We start from the raw sequence: 17,429 nt of genomic DNA on the forward strand, positions 1-17,429 counted from the left end.
CTTATGGCAAATGCAATTGTAGAAAAAGCAAAAGAAAGAATGAGTCATTCGCATCAAAGTTTGGCGCGTGAATTTGGAGCTGTCCGTGCGGGTCGTGCGAATGCAAGTTTGTTAGACCGTATCAGTGTTGAATACTATGGTGTAGAGACTCCGCTCAATCAAATTGCTTCTATTACTATTCCTGAAGCTCGTGTTCTTTTGGTGACACCTTTTGATAAATCTTCTCTTAAAGATATCGAACGTGCTATCAATGCGTCTGATCTTGGTATTACGCCAGCCAGCGATGGATCTGTTATCCGTTTGGTTATCCCGGCTTTGACTGAGGAAACTCGTCGCGACCTAGCTAAAGAAGTGAAAAAAATTGGCGAAAACGCTAAGATTGCAATTCGAAATATCCGTCGTGATGCTATGGATGAAGCTAAGAAGCAAGAAAAAGCAAAAGAAATCACTGAAGACGAATTGAAGACTTTAGAAAAAGATATTCAAAAAGTAACAGATGACGCCGTCAAGCATATTGATGAAATGACTGCGCACAAAGAAAAAGAACTATTAGAAGTTTAAAATTTTATCAAATGAACACTCAGTTGGCACTGCTGACTGAGTTGTTTTAACATAAATATCCTTGCCCTTCAAAAAATGCAAGGTAGAAGAAGGAATCAATGAATACAAATCTTGCTAATTTTATTGTGGGTTTGGTTATAGATGAAAACGATCGATTTTACTTTGTCCAGAAGGATGGTCAGACCTACGCCCTAGCTAAGGAAGAAGGCGAGCATCAGCTGGGCGAGTCCGTCAAGGGATTTGCCTACACTGATATGAAGCAAAAATTACGCCTGACGACTCTAGATGTAACAGCAACCCAAGAAAGCTTTGGCTGGGGAACAGTGACTGAGGTGCGTAAGGACTTGGGTGTCTTTGTCGATACTGGACTTCCTGATAAGGAAATTGTCGTATCGCTGGATATTTTACCTGAGTTGAAGGAGCTTTGGCCCAAAAAGGGTGATAAGCTCTATGTACGCCTGAGTGTAGACAAGAAAGACCGAATCTGGGCGAATCTGGCCTATCAGGAAGACTTTCAACGTTTGGCTCGTCCGGCCTATAACAATATGCAAAATCAAAATTGGCCAGCTATTGTCTATCGCCTGAAGCTTTCAGGTACCTTTGTTTACCTTCCGGAGAATAATATGCTGGGTTTTATCCATCCAAGTGAGCGTTATACAGAGCCACGTCTGGGGCAGGTCTTAGATGCGCGGGTCATTGGTTTCCGTGAAGTAGACCGTACTCTTAATCTTTCTCTTAAACCTCGCTCTTTTGAGATGCTGGAAAATGATGCCCAAATGATTCTGACCTACCTAGAAAGCAACGGTGGCTTTATGACCTTGAACGATAAATCCTCACCAGAAGATATCAAGGCCACTTTTGGTATTTCTAAGGGACAGTTCAAAAAAGCTCTGGGTGGTCTGATGAAGGCAGGAAAAATTAAGCAAGATCCGACTGGCACTGAGCTACTTTGAGGAATCATTTAAAACTTATGAATTTGGAAGGAAGCCAAGCGAATTTACCCCTTTTCCAATGATAAGATTCTCCTCCATCAGGAGACATTCCTCTTATAATCTGGGCTTCTTTCCCAGATTATTTTTTATCTTTTTGTGGTAGAATAGAAGAGACTTTTACTAGAATGAGAGAAAATATGCCTAAGAAAGAAAGAAAATTTGATAGCCATTCTATTCCGAGACGCTTAAATCTCCTATTTGGAATGGTGATTATATTATTTGTGACTTTGATTGGCCGTCTGGCTTATATGCAAGTCTTCAACCAAGATTTTTATACTAAAAAATTAGCAACTGCTAGCCAAACAAAGATAAAACTAAGCTCGGTTCGTGGGCAAATTTATGACGCATCTGGGAAGCCTTTGGTTGAAAATGCGACCAAACAAGTTGTTTCCTTCACTCGCAGTAATAAGATGACTGCTGCCGATATCAAAGAGACTGCCACTAAGTTACTGGATTATGTGGATGTGACAGATGTAGACTTAAAAAAACGCCAGATTGCTGATTATTATCTAGCGGATCCAGAGGTTTACCAAGAAGTAGTTGCCAAGCTACCGAAGAAGAAGAAGTTTGACTCAGATGGAAATCGCTTATCTGAATCAAAAATTTACAATAATGCTGTAGAAAGTGTGGATGTATCTAGTCTTAACTATAGTGATCAGGAGAAAAAGGCTATTTTTCTCTTTAGCCAGATGAATGAGATTGCTAATTTCGAGACGGGAAATATTCGTACGGACGATTTATCAACAGAACAAGTGGCTCTAATTGCATCTAGTAACAAGGAATTAACTGGAATTAGTATTTCAACTGCCTGGGAGCGCAAGGTCTTGGATACTCCATTAGCTTCTGTTATCGGTAGTGTTTCAAGTGAAAAAGCAGGTATCCCAGCTGAGGAAGTAGATGCCTATTTGAAGAAGGGCTATTCTTTGAAAGACCGTGTGGGAACCTCTTATCTTGAAAAAGAATATGAGTCGGTCCTGCAAGGAGAACGGGCGATTAAGGAAATCCACCTGGACAAGAACGGGAACATGGAAAGTATCGACACAATTTCTGAAGGAAGCAAGGGAAAAAATCTCAAGCTGACTGTGGAAATGGCTTTTCAAAATGGTGTAGATGAGATTCTAAAAAACGCTTTTGTCGCGGAATTAACAGCAGGGAATGCCACTTATTCTGAAGGAGCCTATGCTGTTGTCATGAACCCGGAAACTGGAGCCATTCTTGCTATGGCTGGAGTTAAGCATGATTTGAAATCAGGAATTGTTAGCTCGAACTCTTTGGGAACTGTGACAGATATCGTGGTACCAGGATCAGTAGTTAAGGCAGCCACTTTGACAGCAGGTTGGGCTAATAATGCTATCTCAGGTAACCAAACCTTGACGGACCAACCAATAGTCTTCGGTCAGGATTCGTCATCAATTACATCATGGTTTACTAGTTATGGGAATCGGGATATTACAGCTGTGGAAGCCTTAGAGTATTCGTCAAATACTTATATGGTGCAAGTTGCCCTCAAGATGATGGGGACGCCTTATACTCCGAATATGGGAGTGGATTTGAAGAATTTAGACTCTTCCATGGAAAAATTGAGAGAGACTTTTGCAGAATATGGCTTGGGTGCTAAAACGGGAGTGGACCTTCCGACAGAATCCCAAGGTTATACTCCTAAAGAATTCACTTTTGCTAATTACTTGACCAATGCTTTTGGTCAGTTTGATAACTACACACCTTTGCAATTAGCTCAGTATGCAGCTACAGTCGCGAATAATGGTAAACGGGTTGCCCCGCATTTAGTTGAAGGTATTTATGCTAACGACAAAAATGGTGGCCTAGGAGACTTGATTGAAAAGAAAGAAACCAAAGTTTTGAATCAAGTGAACATTTCTGAAGAGAATATGAAATTGATCAAAGAAGGTTTCTACCAAGTGGTTCACGGGGGAAGTGGTTTTACGACAGGAAGAACCATTTCTCAAGGTGAGTCAGTTCCAATCAGTGCTAAGACAGGAACGGCTGAAACCTTTGTTAATAATGGTCAGCAGGCTATCAACACTAATGTTGTAGCTTATGCCCCAAGTGATAATCCTAAGATCGCAGTGGCGGTTGTTTTCCCACATAATACCAATCTATCATCAACGGTTAGCCACAGCGTTACTCGGGATATTATCAATCTCTATAATCAACTACACCCTATGAATTAGAAAGGATGCTATGTTATATCCAACCCCTATCGCTAAGCTCATTGATAGTTTCTCAAAACTGCCTGGTATCGGTATTAAGACAGCTACACGTTTAGCCTTTTACACCATTGGAATGAGTGATGATGATGTCAACGAATTTGCTAAAAATCTTTTGGCAGCTAAGCGTGAACTAAGTTACTGCTCAATTTGTGGTAATCTGACGGATGAAGATCCTTGCGCTATTTGTCGAGACGAATCGCGTGATCAATCTACAATCTTAATTGTTGAGGATAGTAGAGATGTCTCAGCCATGGAAAATATTCAAGAATACCACGGACTTTATCATGTCCTGCATGGCTTGATTTCACCTATGAACGGTATTGGACCGGATGATATCAATCTTAAAAGCTTGATTACTCGTCTGATGGATAGTGAGGTGACAGAAGTTATTGTTGCGACCAATGCGACAGCAGACGGAGAGGCAACCTCCATGTATATCTCAAGGGTCTTGAAACCTGCTGGCATTAAAGTTACTCGACTAGCGCGTGGTTTAGCAGTTGGCTCCGACATTGAGTATGCGGACGAGGTTACGCTGATTCGCGCTATCGAAAATCGTACAGAATTATAAAAATAAGGATTCTTCTATTCTTGAAGAATCTTTTTTCTATTCAAAAAAAATCGGAATTATGATATACTAAAACGGTCTAAAGAGAATCAATCTCAAGTATAAAATCTTTAAAGAATAGGATAGACGAGATGGCAAAGAAAAGTTTAATTTTGTTGTACGGTGGTCGTAGTGCAGAGCGGGAAGTATCAGTCTTGTCGGCAGAAAGCGTTATGCGGGCTATCAATTATGATCTATTTTCTGTAAAAACATACTTCATCACGAAAGAGGGCGACTTTATCAAGACTCAGGAATTTGAAGCAAAGCCAGTTGCTGATGAAAAGCTGATGACCAATGCCACAGTGGACATGTCTCGGAAGATTAAGCCAAGCGATATTTACGAAGATGGAGCAGTGGTCTTTCCAGTCCTGCATGGTCCCATGGGCGAAGATGGCTCAATTCAAGGCTTCCTAGAAGTCCTCAAAATGCCTTATGTCGGCTGTAATATTCTATCTTCTAGCCTGGCCATGGATAAAATTACGACCAAGCGAGTTCTGGAATCAGCAGGTATTGCTCAAGTACCTTATGTAGCGGTGGTTGATGGTGAGGATCTAGAGCAAAAAATCCAGGAAATTGAAGAGAAACTGTCCTATCCCGTCTTCACCAAACCTTCTAATATGGGCTCCAGTGTCGGCATTTCAAAATCTGATAATCAGGAAGAACTGCGTGCTTCTCTGGACCTGGCTTTCAAATACGATAGTCGGGTACTAGTCGAGCAAGGTGTAACAGCTCGTGAGATTGAGGTTGGACTTCTTGGTAACACTGATGTCAAAAGCAGTCTTCCAGGGGAAGTTGTTAAGGATGTGGCTTTCTATGATTATCAAGCCAAATATATTGACAATAAAATCACCATGGCAATCCCAGCTCAGCTTCCTGAAGGTGTTGTGAATACTATGCGTCAAAATGCCGAGACAGCTTTTCGTGCTATTGGTGGGTTAGGACTATCTCGCTGTGATTTTTTCTACACAGAAGATGGTCAGGTCTTTCTTAATGAGCTCAATACCATGCCAGGTTTTACCCAGTGGTCTATGTATCCATTGCTTTGGGAAAATATGGGGTTGGCCTATCCTGACTTGATTGAGAAGTTAGTCAGACTTGCTGAAGAGGCATTTGCCAAGAGAGAAGCGCATCTTCTCTAAAATATGATATAATAGAAGGGCTGAAAATTTTCGGTCCTTTCTTTTTGCGAGTAAACCGAAAAACGAGGAAGAGAAGAAGTATGAAATTAGATTTATATGAAATCGCAGAAGTCCTGTCTGCGAAAAACGATGTGACTCAGTTTGAAAATGTTGCGCTTAGAAATGCGGAGTTTGACAGCCGCTTGATTGAGTCAGGTGACCTTTTTGTGCCGCTCAAGGGGGCGCGTGATGGCCATGACTTTATCCCAACAGCCTTTGCTCAGGGAGCTGCTGCTACCCTATCTGAGCATTCAGTGGCAGAGGGTCCGTATATCTTAGTTGACGATGTCCTAACGGCCTTCCAGCGCTTGGCCAAATATTATCTGGAAAAGATGCAGGTGGATGTGCTGGCGGTGACAGGTTCCAACGGCAAAACGACGACCAAGGACATGCTGGCTCAGCTACTAGCAACCAGCTACAAGACCTATAAGACACAAGGTAATTACAATAACGAAATCGGCCTGCCTTATACGGTTCTTCATATGCCTGAAGATACAGAGAAACTTGTCTTAGAAATGGGGCAGGACCACTTGGGCGATATCCACCTCCTGTCTGAACTGGCCAAACCTAAGACGGCTATTGTAACTCTGGTTGGAGAAGCCCATCTGGAATTCTTCGGTAACCGAGCTGAGATTGCCCAAGGCAAGATGCAGATTGCGGACGGTTTGAAAAAAGATGGCCTCTTGATTGTTCCGGCGGATAAGATTGTCAATGAATTTCTTCCAGCAGACTGCAAGCTAGTTTGCTTTGGTCCTGATGCGGATATCTTCCTGACGCGTCTGGAAGAGCGCAAGGATAGTTTGAGCTTTGAATGTAACTTTTTAGAGCAGAGGATTGACCTGCCTGTAACCGGTAAGTACAATGCAACCAACGCCATGATTGCAGCTTATGCAGCTCTGCAGGAGGGTGTATCTGAGGCGGCTATTGCTCAAGCCTTTTCCGAGCTGGAGCTGACCCGCAATCGAACGGAGTGGAAAAAAGCTGCCAATGGCGCAGATATTTTATCGGATGTCTACAATGCTAATCCAACAGCTATGCGCTTGATTCTGGAGACTTTCTCGACCATTCCGGCCAATCCAGGCGGAAGAAAATTGGCGGTGCTGGCGGATATGAAAGAGCTGGGAGCGGATTCTAAGTCTATGCACGGCTCGATGATTACCAGCCTCAATCCAGAAATTGTGACTGAGCTTTTCCTCTATGGACAAGACATGGAAGCCCTCTATGACTATGCCAAAGAAATCTACCCGCCAGGAAGAGTCCATTACTTTATCAAAAATGACGAGAAAGACCAGTTTGAACAGCTGACTAAAGCTGTCAGAGAGAAGCTGACTCCTGCCGATCAAATCCTTCTCAAAGGCAGCAATTCCATGAATCTGGCGAAGCTGGTAGAGGACTTGGAAGATGGAAACTAAAGAAACTGCAAAAACCATTCAGCGTCTCCTTTCTATTACAGAGACAGGTCTGGCATTTAGTCGTGATGAATTTGATCAAGAGCGTTACTTAGAACTCCGTCAGCTTTTGGGACACCTCCTGGCTGATTGGTCAGATTTGGATGGGAAAGAATTGACAGAGCTGTTGCGCCCAACGGATTTTTACGCCACTCCCTTGATTGATGTCCGAGCTGTACTGGTTCGAGACGGAAAAGTCTGTTTGGTCAAGGGGAAAAATGAGAATACTTGGGCTTTACCTGGCGGCTTTTGTGAAGTCGGCCTATCTCCTAAGGAAAATATCGTCAAGGAAGTCCAAGAAGAAACGGGATTTAATGTTTCAGTTTCTCGTCTGCTTGCAATTTTTGATACTAATAAATTTCAATTTCAGAGTAAGCAATATGCTAAACTGGTCTTCGAGTGTCAGATAGAGGATGGAGATTTTCAGCCTAATACAGAAATAGAAGAGTTAGCTTTTTTTGATATCCAATCTTTACCAGAATTATCTTCTAAGCGGACTACAAAAGAGCAGTTGGAAATCCTTTGGGAAATTTATCAAGGAGATAGAGAACAGTATTTGGATTAGTTGAAAAATTAGTCAAAGACTATTAAATACTTTATTATTAATTTTAAAAATAGGAGATGAGAATGGGAGATTTTTTTACAAGTCAAAAAACAGAACCGCCCGTATTAACACCTTTGGGATTAGTGCTCATGCTACTTGCTTTATTTATTGTGATCTATAGCGCAAGTAGATTTTACAAACAAAAAAGCTTTCAAAGAATTTTTCAAGGACTGCAGATTGTCCAATTGGTTCTTTTGTATGGTTGGTACATGGCTACTCAGGCTCCCTTGACTGAGAGTTTGCCTTTCTACCATTGTCGGATTGCTATGTTTGCAGTCTTGCTCTTGCCAAGGAGAACATCTTATAAACAATACTTTGCCTTATTGGGGGTATTTGGACCGATTTGTGCCTTGCTTCACCCAATTTTTGATCCTTACCCGCTTCCGCATATTACCTTATTTTCTTATTTAGTTGGGCATTTGGCTCTTTTGGGAAACTCTATTGTTTATTTGATGAATGAGTACGACTATAAAATTTTATCCAATCGTCGGATTATTGAAATAACTTTTGGCATGAATGCTGTCATTTTCCTTGTGAATCAGCTAACTGGTGGAGACTATGGATTCCTCAAAAATCCTCCTTTAGTTGGTGACTATGGTATGTTAGGAAATTTCCTCTTAGTATCTACAGTATTAGTTGTAGCTCTGTGTGGTTTTTCCCTTCTTTTTAAACGCTTGAAAGAAGCTCAGGAAAACAGAATATTCCTTTTAAAAGATTGGAGAGAATGAGATGCTTCCATTTTTAACGACAAATCAGACGGCTCCCCCTTTGATCTCGGCTCTTGCCTATGCTTTAATGATTTCCCTTGTTGTCTTATCCATTTATGGTGCAGTTAAATATCATGACAATCCAAGCTTTGTTAAGACGTTTAAGTGGATTCAGTTTGTTCAGCTTTTGGCTCTTTATGCTTGGTATATCGGTTTCCGTCTTCCTTTGGCCAACAGTCTTCCTCTTTATCATTGTAGACTAGCCATGTTTGCTATGATTTTCTTACCAGATAAATGGAAGATAAAGCAGTATTTTGCTTTACTTGGAGCTAGTGGTGCTATTTTTGCCTTAGGTTATCCTGTATTTGATCCTTATGACTTTCCACATATTACAAGCTTTTCATTTTTGATTGGTCATTATGCACTTTTAGTTAATTCTTTGATTTATCTATTTAATCATTATGATAAACGTTTACTAAAAAAGTCCGAGATTATTGTCTATACCTTGATGTTGAATCTCTTCTTAATTGGGGTCAATCAAGTGACAGGAGGAAATTATGGCCTTCTAGCTAGACCTCCGTTTATCAGTGGTGACAACCTCTTGATAAACTATTCTTTGGTTTCTTTTATTTTGATTCTGGCCTTGCTTCTCTTTGACGAGTTATTTAAAAGAAATATTTTCAAAAAAAGTATTTTTAAAAGAAAAAGATCTGCTTAAGAGGGCTTGAAAAGAAGTAGATTTCTTTAGAATTTAAATATTAAAAGCAGCTCTTCAAGAGCTGCTTTTGTTTAAGTTTTTATGATTTAGTATCAAGAATTGTCAAGGCATCTCGCAGTTCATCTGCCAGGTGATTTTTCTTATAGGCAAGAAATTCTTCTAAATCTTTAACAGTGTTATATCGCTTGTGAAGACGATACATCTGTGAGATTTTGTACTGAGGAAAGTCATTAAAAAAGTTTTGAGTCAGTTTCCATTCACGAATATAGCCCAGGGGACGCATGTGGTAGCGAACACCATCAATGACTCGGCTATGGTTACGATGATGAAGATGGCCAAAAACGACATCTTTCACACCATATTTGACAAAGAGTTGGTGGAAAGCTTGGCTTCCTAGGAAGGCGTTGAAGCGTTGGAAATAGGGATGGTCATAAAGAAAGTCTTGATGGGGGACAAAATGCATAGTAATAATAATGGGACCATCCAAAGAAGCAAGTAGTTTTTCTAACTGAAGGAGGCTGTGAGCTGTAATGCTGGGATCGTCTAGTTTCCTATCTAATCTACGATCAAACCAGAAGTTATTTTTTGTTCTCAGGTGCTCTTCCTTACTTTTTTCTGGAACAAAGCTGTAATCATACCAGCCAGAAAAGCTGATGAGCTTGGTCTGACCAAACTGCTGGACCTGAAAATCATAACCAGAAATCTCTTGTTCAGAAAGTCCCAGCATATCGTGGTTGCCGAGATTAAATGAGATGGTAAGTTCTTGCCTCAAGTCTTCAATAAAGGGCAAACTAATATGGGCTAGATCATTAGATAAATCCCCTGCAATGTGAAGATGGTCAATTTTTTCTTTTTTTAAAACATCCTTAAGTGTCTCTAGTTCAAAGTGACCAAACTGATTGGAGTCCAGATGAAGGTCGCTCATAAATCCGATTCTTGTCATGGTTTTAGTCTAGCACAAAATTGTTCACTTGAACATATATAAGGTTAATTAGTTTTGCAGAGCTGATTTTAAGGGATATTCAAAGAAGAACAGCAAAAGAACAGACATTTTCATGTCGTGAAATTTACTTTTCTAACAATTTTGTAACAAGGAGTCCCTTGGCTTGCTATTCAATAAAAAGTATCATACACTTGATTCTGGACTTCTTGAATTTTATTTCAAAAAATAGTCAAACGTGTATAAGTATGGTATAATTAAACGATATGTGAAAAGAGGTAGTTATGGATATTTCAGAAATTCGTCAAAAGATTGACGCAAATCGTGAAAAATTAGCTTCTTTCAGGGGGTCTCTTTGACTTAGAAGGTCTGGAAGAAGAAATCGCCATCTTAGAAAATAAGATGACAGAACCTGACTTTTGGGATGATAATATTGCCGCTCAAAAGACATCTCAAGAACTCAATGAACTCAAACAAACCTATGAAAATTTCCATCAGATGACGGATCTTTTTGATGAATCAGAAATTTTGCTTGATTTTCTAGCTGAGGATGATTCGGTTCAAGAGGAATTAGAGGAAAAGCTGGCAGAACTCGAGAAAATGATGACCAGCTATGAAATGACTTTGCTTTTGTCTGAACCATATGATAATAATAATGCGATTCTCGAGATTCATCCAGGCTCTGGAGGTACTGAAGCTCAGGATTGGGGAGACATGCTGCTCCGTATGTATACACGTTTTGGCAATGCTAAGGGCTTCAAGGTAGAGGTTCTAGACTATCAGGCTGGTGATGAAGCTGGTATTAAATCGGTTACTCTCTCTTTTGAGGGGCCACATGCCTATGGTTTGCTTAAGTCAGAAATGGGAGTTCACCGTTTGGTTCGGATTTCGCCATTTGACTCAGCTAAACGTCGCCATACGTCCTTTACTTCCGTAGAGGTTATGCCTGAATTGGATGATACCATTGAAGTAGAAATTCGAGAAGACGATATTAAGATGGACACCTTCCGTTCGGGCGGAGCTGGTGGTCAGAACGTCAATAAGGTTTCTACTGGGGTGCGACTGACGCATATTCCTACTGGAATTGTGGTGCAGTCTACCGTTGATCGGACTCAGTATGGGAACCGTGATCGTGCAATGAAGATGCTTCAGGCTAAGCTGTATCAACTTGAACAAGAGAAAAAAGCAGCTGAGGTTGACTCATTAAAGGGCGACAAAAAAGAAATTTCGTGGGGAAGCCAAATTCGTTCTTACGTTTTTACACCTTACACCATGGTCAAAGACCATCGGACCAGTTATGAAGTGGCCCAGGTCGATAAGGTGATGGACGGCGATTTAGATGGCTTTATCGATGCTTATTTAAAATGGCGTCTCAACTAACAGAAGGGAATTTTAGTAATAAATGTCTATTATTGAAATGAGAGATGTTGTCAAAAAATACGACAACGGGACAACAGCTTTACGAGGTGTGACGGTGAAAGTAGAACCAGGGGAATTTGCCTATATTGTAGGACCCTCAGGTGCAGGGAAATCAACTTTTATTCGCTTGCTCTACCGTGAAGTTGCACTAGATAAGGGTGCACTAAAAGTAGCCGGTTTTAATTTGGCTAAGATAAAAAAACGCGATGTACCAATGCTTCGCCGTAAAGTAGGAGTAGTTTTCCAAGACTATAAACTGCTTCCAAAGAAGACAGTCTATGAAAATATTGCCTATGCCATGGAAGTAATTGGTGAACGCAGAAGTCACATTAAGAAACGGGTTATGGAAGTATTAGACCTAGTGGGACTTAAGCACAAGGTCCGTTCTTTCCCTAATGAGCTTTCAGGGGGAGAGCAACAGCGGATTGCTATCGCTCGTGCCATTGTCAATAACCCTAAGGTTTTGATTGCTGACGAGCCAACTGGGAACTTGGACCCAGATAACTCTTGGGAAATTATGAACTTATTAGAGCGGATTAACCTGCAAGGTACAACTGTTCTAATGGCGACCCACAATAGCCAAATTGTAAATACTTTACGCCATCGCGTCATTGCGATTGAAAATGGCCGTGTGGTACGTGATGAAGCGGAAGGAGAATACGGATACGATGATTAGTAGATTTTTCCGTCATTTGATAGAGTCGTTAAAAAGTTTGAAGCGAAATGGTTGGATGACGGTAGCCGCAATCAGTACGGTAATGATTACTCTTAGTTTGGTTGCTATTTTTGTTTCGGTTATTTTGAATACGACAAAATTAGCCAATGACTTAAAAAACAATGTTCGAGTGATGGTTTATGTTCGCAAGGATATTGAAGACAACAGTTTGACGGTTGTTAAAGAAGGTCAGACAGTTGATAATGAAAATTACCATAAAGTCTATGATGCTTTGAAAAAAATTGATCATATTGAGAAAATTACTTTTTCAAGTAAGCAAGAGCAATATGAAAAATTGACAGAGACTATGGGAAGTGATTGGAAAATCTTTGATGGTGACGCCAATCCCCTATACGATGCCTACATCGTTGAGACAACCGACCCAAAATATGTTTCTTCAGTGAAGGAAGAAGCCCAGAAAATCGATGGAGTCTCTGATGTTCAAGATGGTGGAGCAAACACCAAGCGGATTTTCTCTTTGGCTGACTTTATTCAGACTTGGGGCTTAATCTTGGCTGGTATGTTGATATTCATTGCTATCTTCTTGATTTCCAATACTATTCGGATTACCATTATTTCTCGGAGTCGCGAGATTCAAATTATGCGATTGGTAGGCGCAAAAAATAGTTATATCCGCGGACCTTTCTTGTTAGAAGGTGCCTGGATTGGTCTACTTGGAGCTGTTATGCCAGCAGCCCTGGTTTATTTTGCATATAATATTGCCTATCGATCAGTCAATAAAGGTTTAGTGGCACAAAATCTCTCAATGATTGCACCTAAATTATTTATTCCAATCATGATTGCCTCTCTCTTTGTTTTGGGAATCATTATTGGCTCAATTGGATCTGTCTTCTCAATGAGACGTTTCTTGAAGATATAAACAAAAGGATTAGCTTAGCTAATCCTTTTCATTCTGTTCGTTTATTTTAAAAATGGATTGAACATTTTTTCATGTGCAATCGTCGTAGCCGGTCCGTGGCCTGGATAGACATCATATTCCTTTGGTAAATGAAGCAATTCTTGTTTGATACCAGTAATCAGCTGGTCAAAATTTCCAGTTGGAAGGTCTGTGCGTCCAATTGATTCTCTAAAGAGAGCGTCACCAGAGAGAACGAAATATCCTTCAGGAAAGACAAGGGAGACTCCTCCAATTGAGTGGCCTGGTGTAGGTAGAACATAAAATGTGAAACCATCCAAGTCATATTTTTCATGATAAATAAAGAAATGCTCAGCCGGTTTTAAAACAAGTGTTTCGATATCATTATGTCGATCGAGTCCAGAAAGATTCAACTCAGGTGTATAGAGCCAGCTGGCTTCGCTTTCAGCTACATAGACTGGAGGATATCCAAATGATTCTCGAACCAAATCTAGGCTCATGATATGGTCATAATGGGTATGGGTTAGTAAAATTGCTGAAATAGGCTTTCCGATTTCAGTGATTTTCTTTTGGATTGCTTGAAAATTACTACCGGGATCAACTAGGATCAGATGACTGTCATTTTCTATATAATAGGTATTTTCGTAAGCTAAAGGATTTAATGTTTTATGTACTTGCATGATTCTTCCTCTCTATGATGAGTGTATCAAAAAAAATAAGTTTTAGCAGAAATGAAGCTTGAAAATGGGCTATTTATCTTTTGCTAAAAGTAGATTGTATAATCAAGAAATCATCTAAGTGCTCTCTGGTTTTCATTATTCTAGCCTCGCATCTTGACTGCAAACATGGTATAATTTTGATAAGATGAAACGAAAAAATATGAAGTATGCTATTGTCGATTTGGAAGCGACAGGAACAGGTAGCACTGCAAAAATTATTCAAGTAGGAATTGTCATTCTAGAAGATGGAGAGATTAAGCAGACCTACCAGACAGATATTAACCCTCATGAGGCTTTAGAAGAACATATCAAACAGCTGACAGGTTTGTCTGATCAACGCTTGAGCCAGGCACCAGATTTTTCTCAGGTGGCGCGTGAGATCTATGAACTGATTGAAGATGCAGTTTTTGTAGCCCATAATGTTAAATTTGATGCGAATCTATTAGCAGAGTCCCTTTTTTGGGAAGGCTTTGACTTATTGTCTCCTCGTGTCGATACTGTAGAGTTGGCTCAAGTCGTGTTTCCAACTTATGAAAAATATGGGCTATCCAGTCTCTGTGAACTACTGGAAATTCCTTTGGAACAAGCCCATACCGCTATTTCAGATGCTATGGCGACTGCCCTGCTATTTTTAAAAATCCAAGAAAAAATTCAAAGTTTACCCAAGCCCTTACTAGAACGCCTTCTTGTTTTGTCTGATAGCTTGATTTATGAGTCTCGCTTGGTGCTGGAAGACTGTTTTGAGAAGATGCCAGATGGAAGAGCAGATGATTGGTTTGATTGTCACGGAATTTATTTAAGAAAGCAGTCTAAGATTGGTAAAGAAAGATGTCTATCTAGTGATTTTGCTAAAAATATTTCTTTGCTTGGACTAGAAGAAAGACCTGAACAGCAAAAGTTTGCTTCTCTCATAGAAGAGGCCATAAAAAATCCTTTGCCTAATTTCTTACAAGCCCAGGCTGGCTTAGGAAAGACCTATGGTTATCTGCTACCTCTTTTGGCACATTGTCAGGAAAAGATCGTAGTCAGTGTACCGACTAAAATTTTGCAGGATCAAATTGCAACTGGAGAAGGAAGAGCGATTGAAGAGGTTTTTCAAGTAGCTTTTCATAGTTTAAAAAGTCCAAAATCCTATATCAAGTTGGATGCTTTTTACCAGAGTTTAGAGCGCTTGGATGATAATCGCTTGCTTAACCGTTGCAAGATGCAGCTTTTAGTTTGGCTTACTGAAACTAAAACAGGAGACTTAGAAGAAATTGGTCAAGCTCATCGTTATCAAGCTTTTTTTGAGGAGATAGGACATGACGGCCAATTGAGCAAAAAATCTTTGTTTTACGGTGTAGATTTTTGGCAGATTGGTCAGGAAAAAGCAAGGGAGAGTAGAGTATTATTGACTAATCACGCTTACCTCCTCACTCGTTTAGAAGATGATAAAAGTTTGATTGAAGGACGTATTTTAGTAGTAGATGAGGCTCAGAAGCTCTTTTTGGCTTTAGAAAGTTTTTCTCAAAAAAGTCTCAAGATGAATCAGCTATTGCAGACAATTCAGCAAGAAATTCTTCGTGTGGATTCTCTTCTGGAACGCCGTTTACTTGAAAGTCTGCAATTTGAACTAGCACAGCTAGTGGAAGTTCTTCATAACGAAAGAGTGAGTGAAGTAAGTGACAAAACCTTACTTAAGCTTAGACAGGATTTGTCTGAACTTCCAGATCACTATCTTCCAGAATTGCGTGAGATTTTGGATCACAGGTATGAACAATTTTGGTTGGAAGATGAATATTTTGAACAACATCGAGTAACTAGTCTTCATGCAGCTAGATTATCTTTGATGAACTTTCAGGATTTTCTGCCTGAAAGGGTCCAGCTCTTTTTCATATCTGCAACCTTAGAAATCAGCCGAAAGGTGAATCTAGCTCAGCTACTTGGCTTTCAAGTCTATCAGTTTTATCATTTGCCAGCTAAGAATTATCACCAGCAGAGAATTTGGGTCGATAAAGATTTTCCAGATTTGGCTGATTTGCCACTTCCCCACCATGCCCAATTCATTGTTGAGAGGATTGAAAGTTTATATGACCTAAACCTTCCGATTTTAGTTCTCTTTACTTCTAAGGAGCTCTTGTTGGAAGTATCAGAAAATTTGTCTTTGCAGCATCTAGCTCAGTATAAAAATGGTGATGCTAGTAACATTAAACGTCGTTTTGATCGAGGAGAAGCCCAAATATTACTAGGTACAGGTAGTTTCTGGGAAGGAACGGATTTTTCTAGTCAGGACAAAATGATTCAAATCATTACACGTCTACCTTTTGACAATCCGCAAAATGTTTTCACGCAAAAGATGAATCGACGACTTCGACAAGAAGGGAAAAACCCCTTTTATGATTATAGTTTGCCGGTTGCGATTCTACGTTTGAAACAAGCTTTGGGACGGACGGTTCGCCATCGCAAACAGCAGTCTGCTGTTCTTATCTTGGATAATCGTGTCTATACCAAGCGATATAGTCGCCAGATCAGAGGAGTCTTATCTAAGACAGCACCAATTGAGCAGTCTTCTTTTCATCAAATTCGACAAGATATAGGACTTTATTTTAAGAAAAAGATTGAAAAAAAGAAAAACGAGTAACTTGTGTTTGGAGATCAAAGAATTTTTAAAAACTTTTAACACTCACTCAACTCAAGTTTCTAAATTCTGCTATAATAGAAACATTGAAAAAAGAAGAAGGTTCTGATTAATCATGTTTAAAAAATACATTCCAGGTTTGGGTTTATCTTTAGCCATAGCTGCGCTTGCTACTTTTTTGGGCAAAGCTTTTCCTTTGTTTGGCTCCAGTGTATTTGCAATTTTACTTGGTATTCTGTTGAATCATTTTTGGAAAATTCCTCAGAAATTTCATTCTGGCTTGGTTTTTTCGGGTAAGAAACTCTTACAGTATTCTATTATCTTGCTAGGTTTTAGTCTGTCTATTTCAAAAGTTTCTGCAACAGGCTTATCATCTTTAAAAATCAGTATTCTTACGATTTTACTAGCCTTTTTATCCGCTTATCTTATAGGCCGTTTTTTGGGAATGGGACGAGTCTTAACCTTGTTGATTGGATTTGGAACGGCTATTTGTGGGGGGTCTGCTATTGCGGCAGCTTCACCTATTTTAGAAGCTAAAGAAGAAGAGATTGCTCTTTCGATTTCAACTATTTTCTTCTTCAATATTTTAGCAGTTTTCATTTTTCCTTTTCTTGGACATGTTATGCAGATGTCGGCCGAAACCTTTGGAACCTGGGCAGGGACAGCTATCAATGATACTTCGTCTGTAGTAGCTGCTGGCTATACCTATGGACAGACTGCTGGTGATTTGGCAACTATTGTTAAATTAAGTCGAGCTCTGATGATTGTGCCAGCTTGTCTCATTTTTGCAGGTGTTCGCTATATTAAGTCCCAGTCATCTAAACAAAAAGTAGATTTAAAGAAAATTTTCCCTTGGTTTATTTTATGGTTTGTCTGTGCATCTCTGATTAGTAGTACGGGTTTTTTACCTGCTTCCTTTATTTCCTTTACAAAAATTCTATCTCAATGGCTGATGGCAATGGCTTTAGCAGGAATAGGCTCTCGGGTCTCTTTTGCTCAGTTTAAACAAGCAGGAGCAGCTCCACTTTTAACGGGTGCCTTTGCTTGGTTTGTTGTTGCTGTCTCTAGCTTGATTATTCAGTATTTCTTCTAGATAGGA

16 protein-coding genes are annotated in these 17,429 nt (G+C 39.9%); 14 read left to right on the forward strand and 2 right to left on the reverse strand.

Features of this window, described 5'->3' with window-relative positions:
- Positions 1 to 3: 3 nt before the first annotated feature.
- The 9 genes from frr (at position 4) to AWH02_RS06245 (ending at position 9,043) form a co-directional block, all read left to right on the forward strand.
- Positions 4 to 561: a ribosome recycling factor gene (frr, locus tag AWH02_RS06205; protein ID WP_008809390.1), complete on the forward strand. Its 558-nt coding sequence runs from the start codon at positions 4 to 6 to the stop codon at positions 559 to 561.
- Positions 562 to 659: 98 nt separating this feature from the next.
- Positions 660 to 1,514 carry an RNA-binding virulence regulatory protein CvfB gene (cvfB, locus tag AWH02_RS06210; RefSeq protein ID WP_008809389.1) on the forward strand — a complete coding sequence of 285 codons (855 nt, stop codon included), beginning with the start codon at positions 660 to 662 and terminating at the stop codon, positions 1,512 to 1,514.
- A 164-nt stretch (positions 1,515 to 1,678) separates the two neighbouring features.
- Entirely contained in the window at positions 1,679 to 3,745 is a 2,067-nt protein-coding gene (gene pbp2b, locus AWH02_RS06215; protein WP_060553344.1) for a penicillin-binding protein PBP2B, read from the forward strand.
- Between the two features lie 10 nt (positions 3,746 to 3,755).
- A complete protein-coding gene (recR, locus tag AWH02_RS06220) occupies positions 3,756 to 4,352 on the forward strand; it encodes a recombination mediator RecR (protein ID WP_008809387.1) in 597 nt (198 codons plus the stop codon).
- Between the two features lie 128 nt (positions 4,353 to 4,480).
- The gene (locus AWH02_RS06225) at positions 4,481 to 5,527 is read left to right on the forward strand and encodes a D-alanine--D-alanine ligase (RefSeq protein ID WP_060553345.1); all 1,047 of its coding nucleotides are present in this window, start codon (positions 4,481 to 4,483) and stop codon (positions 5,525 to 5,527) included.
- A gap of 80 nt (positions 5,528 to 5,607) precedes the next feature.
- A complete protein-coding gene (locus AWH02_RS06230) occupies positions 5,608 to 6,978 on the forward strand; it encodes a UDP-N-acetylmuramoyl-tripeptide--D-alanyl-D-alanine ligase (RefSeq protein WP_060553346.1) in 1,371 nt (456 codons plus the stop codon).
- Complete coding sequence (locus tag AWH02_RS06235; RefSeq protein ID WP_060553347.1) at positions 6,968 to 7,579, forward strand: NUDIX hydrolase N-terminal domain-containing protein; 612 nt, start codon at positions 6,968 to 6,970, stop codon at positions 7,577 to 7,579. Before AWH02_RS06230 ends, AWH02_RS06235 begins: the two co-directional genes overlap by 11 nt.
- A 56-nt stretch (positions 7,580 to 7,635) precedes the next feature.
- Complete coding sequence (locus AWH02_RS06240; RefSeq protein WP_037622216.1) at positions 7,636 to 8,346, forward strand: YwaF family protein; 711 nt, start codon at positions 7,636 to 7,638, stop codon at positions 8,344 to 8,346.
- Position 8,347: 1 nt separating this feature from the next.
- Positions 8,348 to 9,043 carry a YwaF family protein gene (locus AWH02_RS06245; RefSeq protein ID WP_060553348.1) on the forward strand — a complete coding sequence of 232 codons (696 nt, stop codon included), beginning with the start codon at positions 8,348 to 8,350 and terminating at the stop codon, positions 9,041 to 9,043.
- A gap of 79 nt (positions 9,044 to 9,122) precedes the next feature.
- Here the strand turns inward: AWH02_RS06245 and AWH02_RS06250 are convergent, their stop codons facing one another.
- On the reverse strand, positions 9,123 to 9,986 hold the full coding sequence (locus tag AWH02_RS06250; protein ID WP_060553349.1) for a metallophosphoesterase: 864 nt from the start codon (positions 9,984 to 9,986) through the stop codon (positions 9,123 to 9,125).
- 281 nt (positions 9,987 to 10,267) lie between these two features.
- Between AWH02_RS06250 and prfB the strand changes: the two genes are divergently transcribed.
- The 3 genes from prfB to ftsX all read left to right on the forward strand — a co-directional run bounded on the left by prfB (position 10,268) and on the right by ftsX (position 12,997).
- A protein-coding gene (prfB, locus tag AWH02_RS06255; RefSeq protein ID WP_012130522.1) for a peptide chain release factor 2 occupies positions 10,268 to 11,363 on the forward strand; the annotation gives its coding sequence in 2 pieces (ribosomal slippage) (positions 10,268 to 10,339 and positions 10,341 to 11,363; 1,095 coding nt in all).
- Between the two features lie 22 nt (positions 11,364 to 11,385).
- A complete protein-coding gene (gene ftsE, locus AWH02_RS06260; protein WP_060553350.1) occupies positions 11,386 to 12,078 on the forward strand; it encodes a cell division ATP-binding protein FtsE in 693 nt (230 codons plus the stop codon).
- Positions 12,071 to 12,997, forward strand: a complete 927-nt coding sequence (ftsX, locus tag AWH02_RS06265) for a permease-like cell division protein FtsX (RefSeq protein WP_012130520.1) — start codon at positions 12,071 to 12,073, stop codon at positions 12,995 to 12,997. The genes ftsE and ftsX overlap by 8 nt, the downstream gene beginning before the upstream one ends.
- 41 nt (positions 12,998 to 13,038) lie before the next feature.
- Here ftsX and AWH02_RS06270 read toward each other — a convergent pair whose 3' ends face one another.
- Entirely contained in the window at positions 13,039 to 13,674 is a 636-nt protein-coding gene (locus AWH02_RS06270; protein ID WP_048776025.1) for an MBL fold metallo-hydrolase, read from the reverse strand.
- Positions 13,675 to 13,858: 184 nt separating this feature from the next.
- Here AWH02_RS06270 and AWH02_RS06275 point away from each other — a divergent pair, with 184 nt between their 5' ends.
- Positions 13,859 to 16,333, forward strand: coding sequence for a bifunctional DnaQ family exonuclease/ATP-dependent helicase (locus tag AWH02_RS06275; protein WP_060553351.1), 2,475 nt, complete (start codon positions 13,859 to 13,861; stop codon positions 16,331 to 16,333).
- A gap of 112 nt (positions 16,334 to 16,445) precedes the next feature.
- Complete coding sequence (locus AWH02_RS06280; RefSeq protein WP_060553352.1) at positions 16,446 to 17,423, forward strand: YeiH family protein; 978 nt, start codon at positions 16,446 to 16,448, stop codon at positions 17,421 to 17,423.
- Positions 17,424 to 17,429: the final 6 nt, after the last annotated feature.

The sequence above is a fragment of the Streptococcus gordonii genome, assembly GCF_001553855.1.
Taxonomy (GTDB): domain Bacteria; phylum Bacillota; class Bacilli; order Lactobacillales; family Streptococcaceae; genus Streptococcus; species Streptococcus gordonii.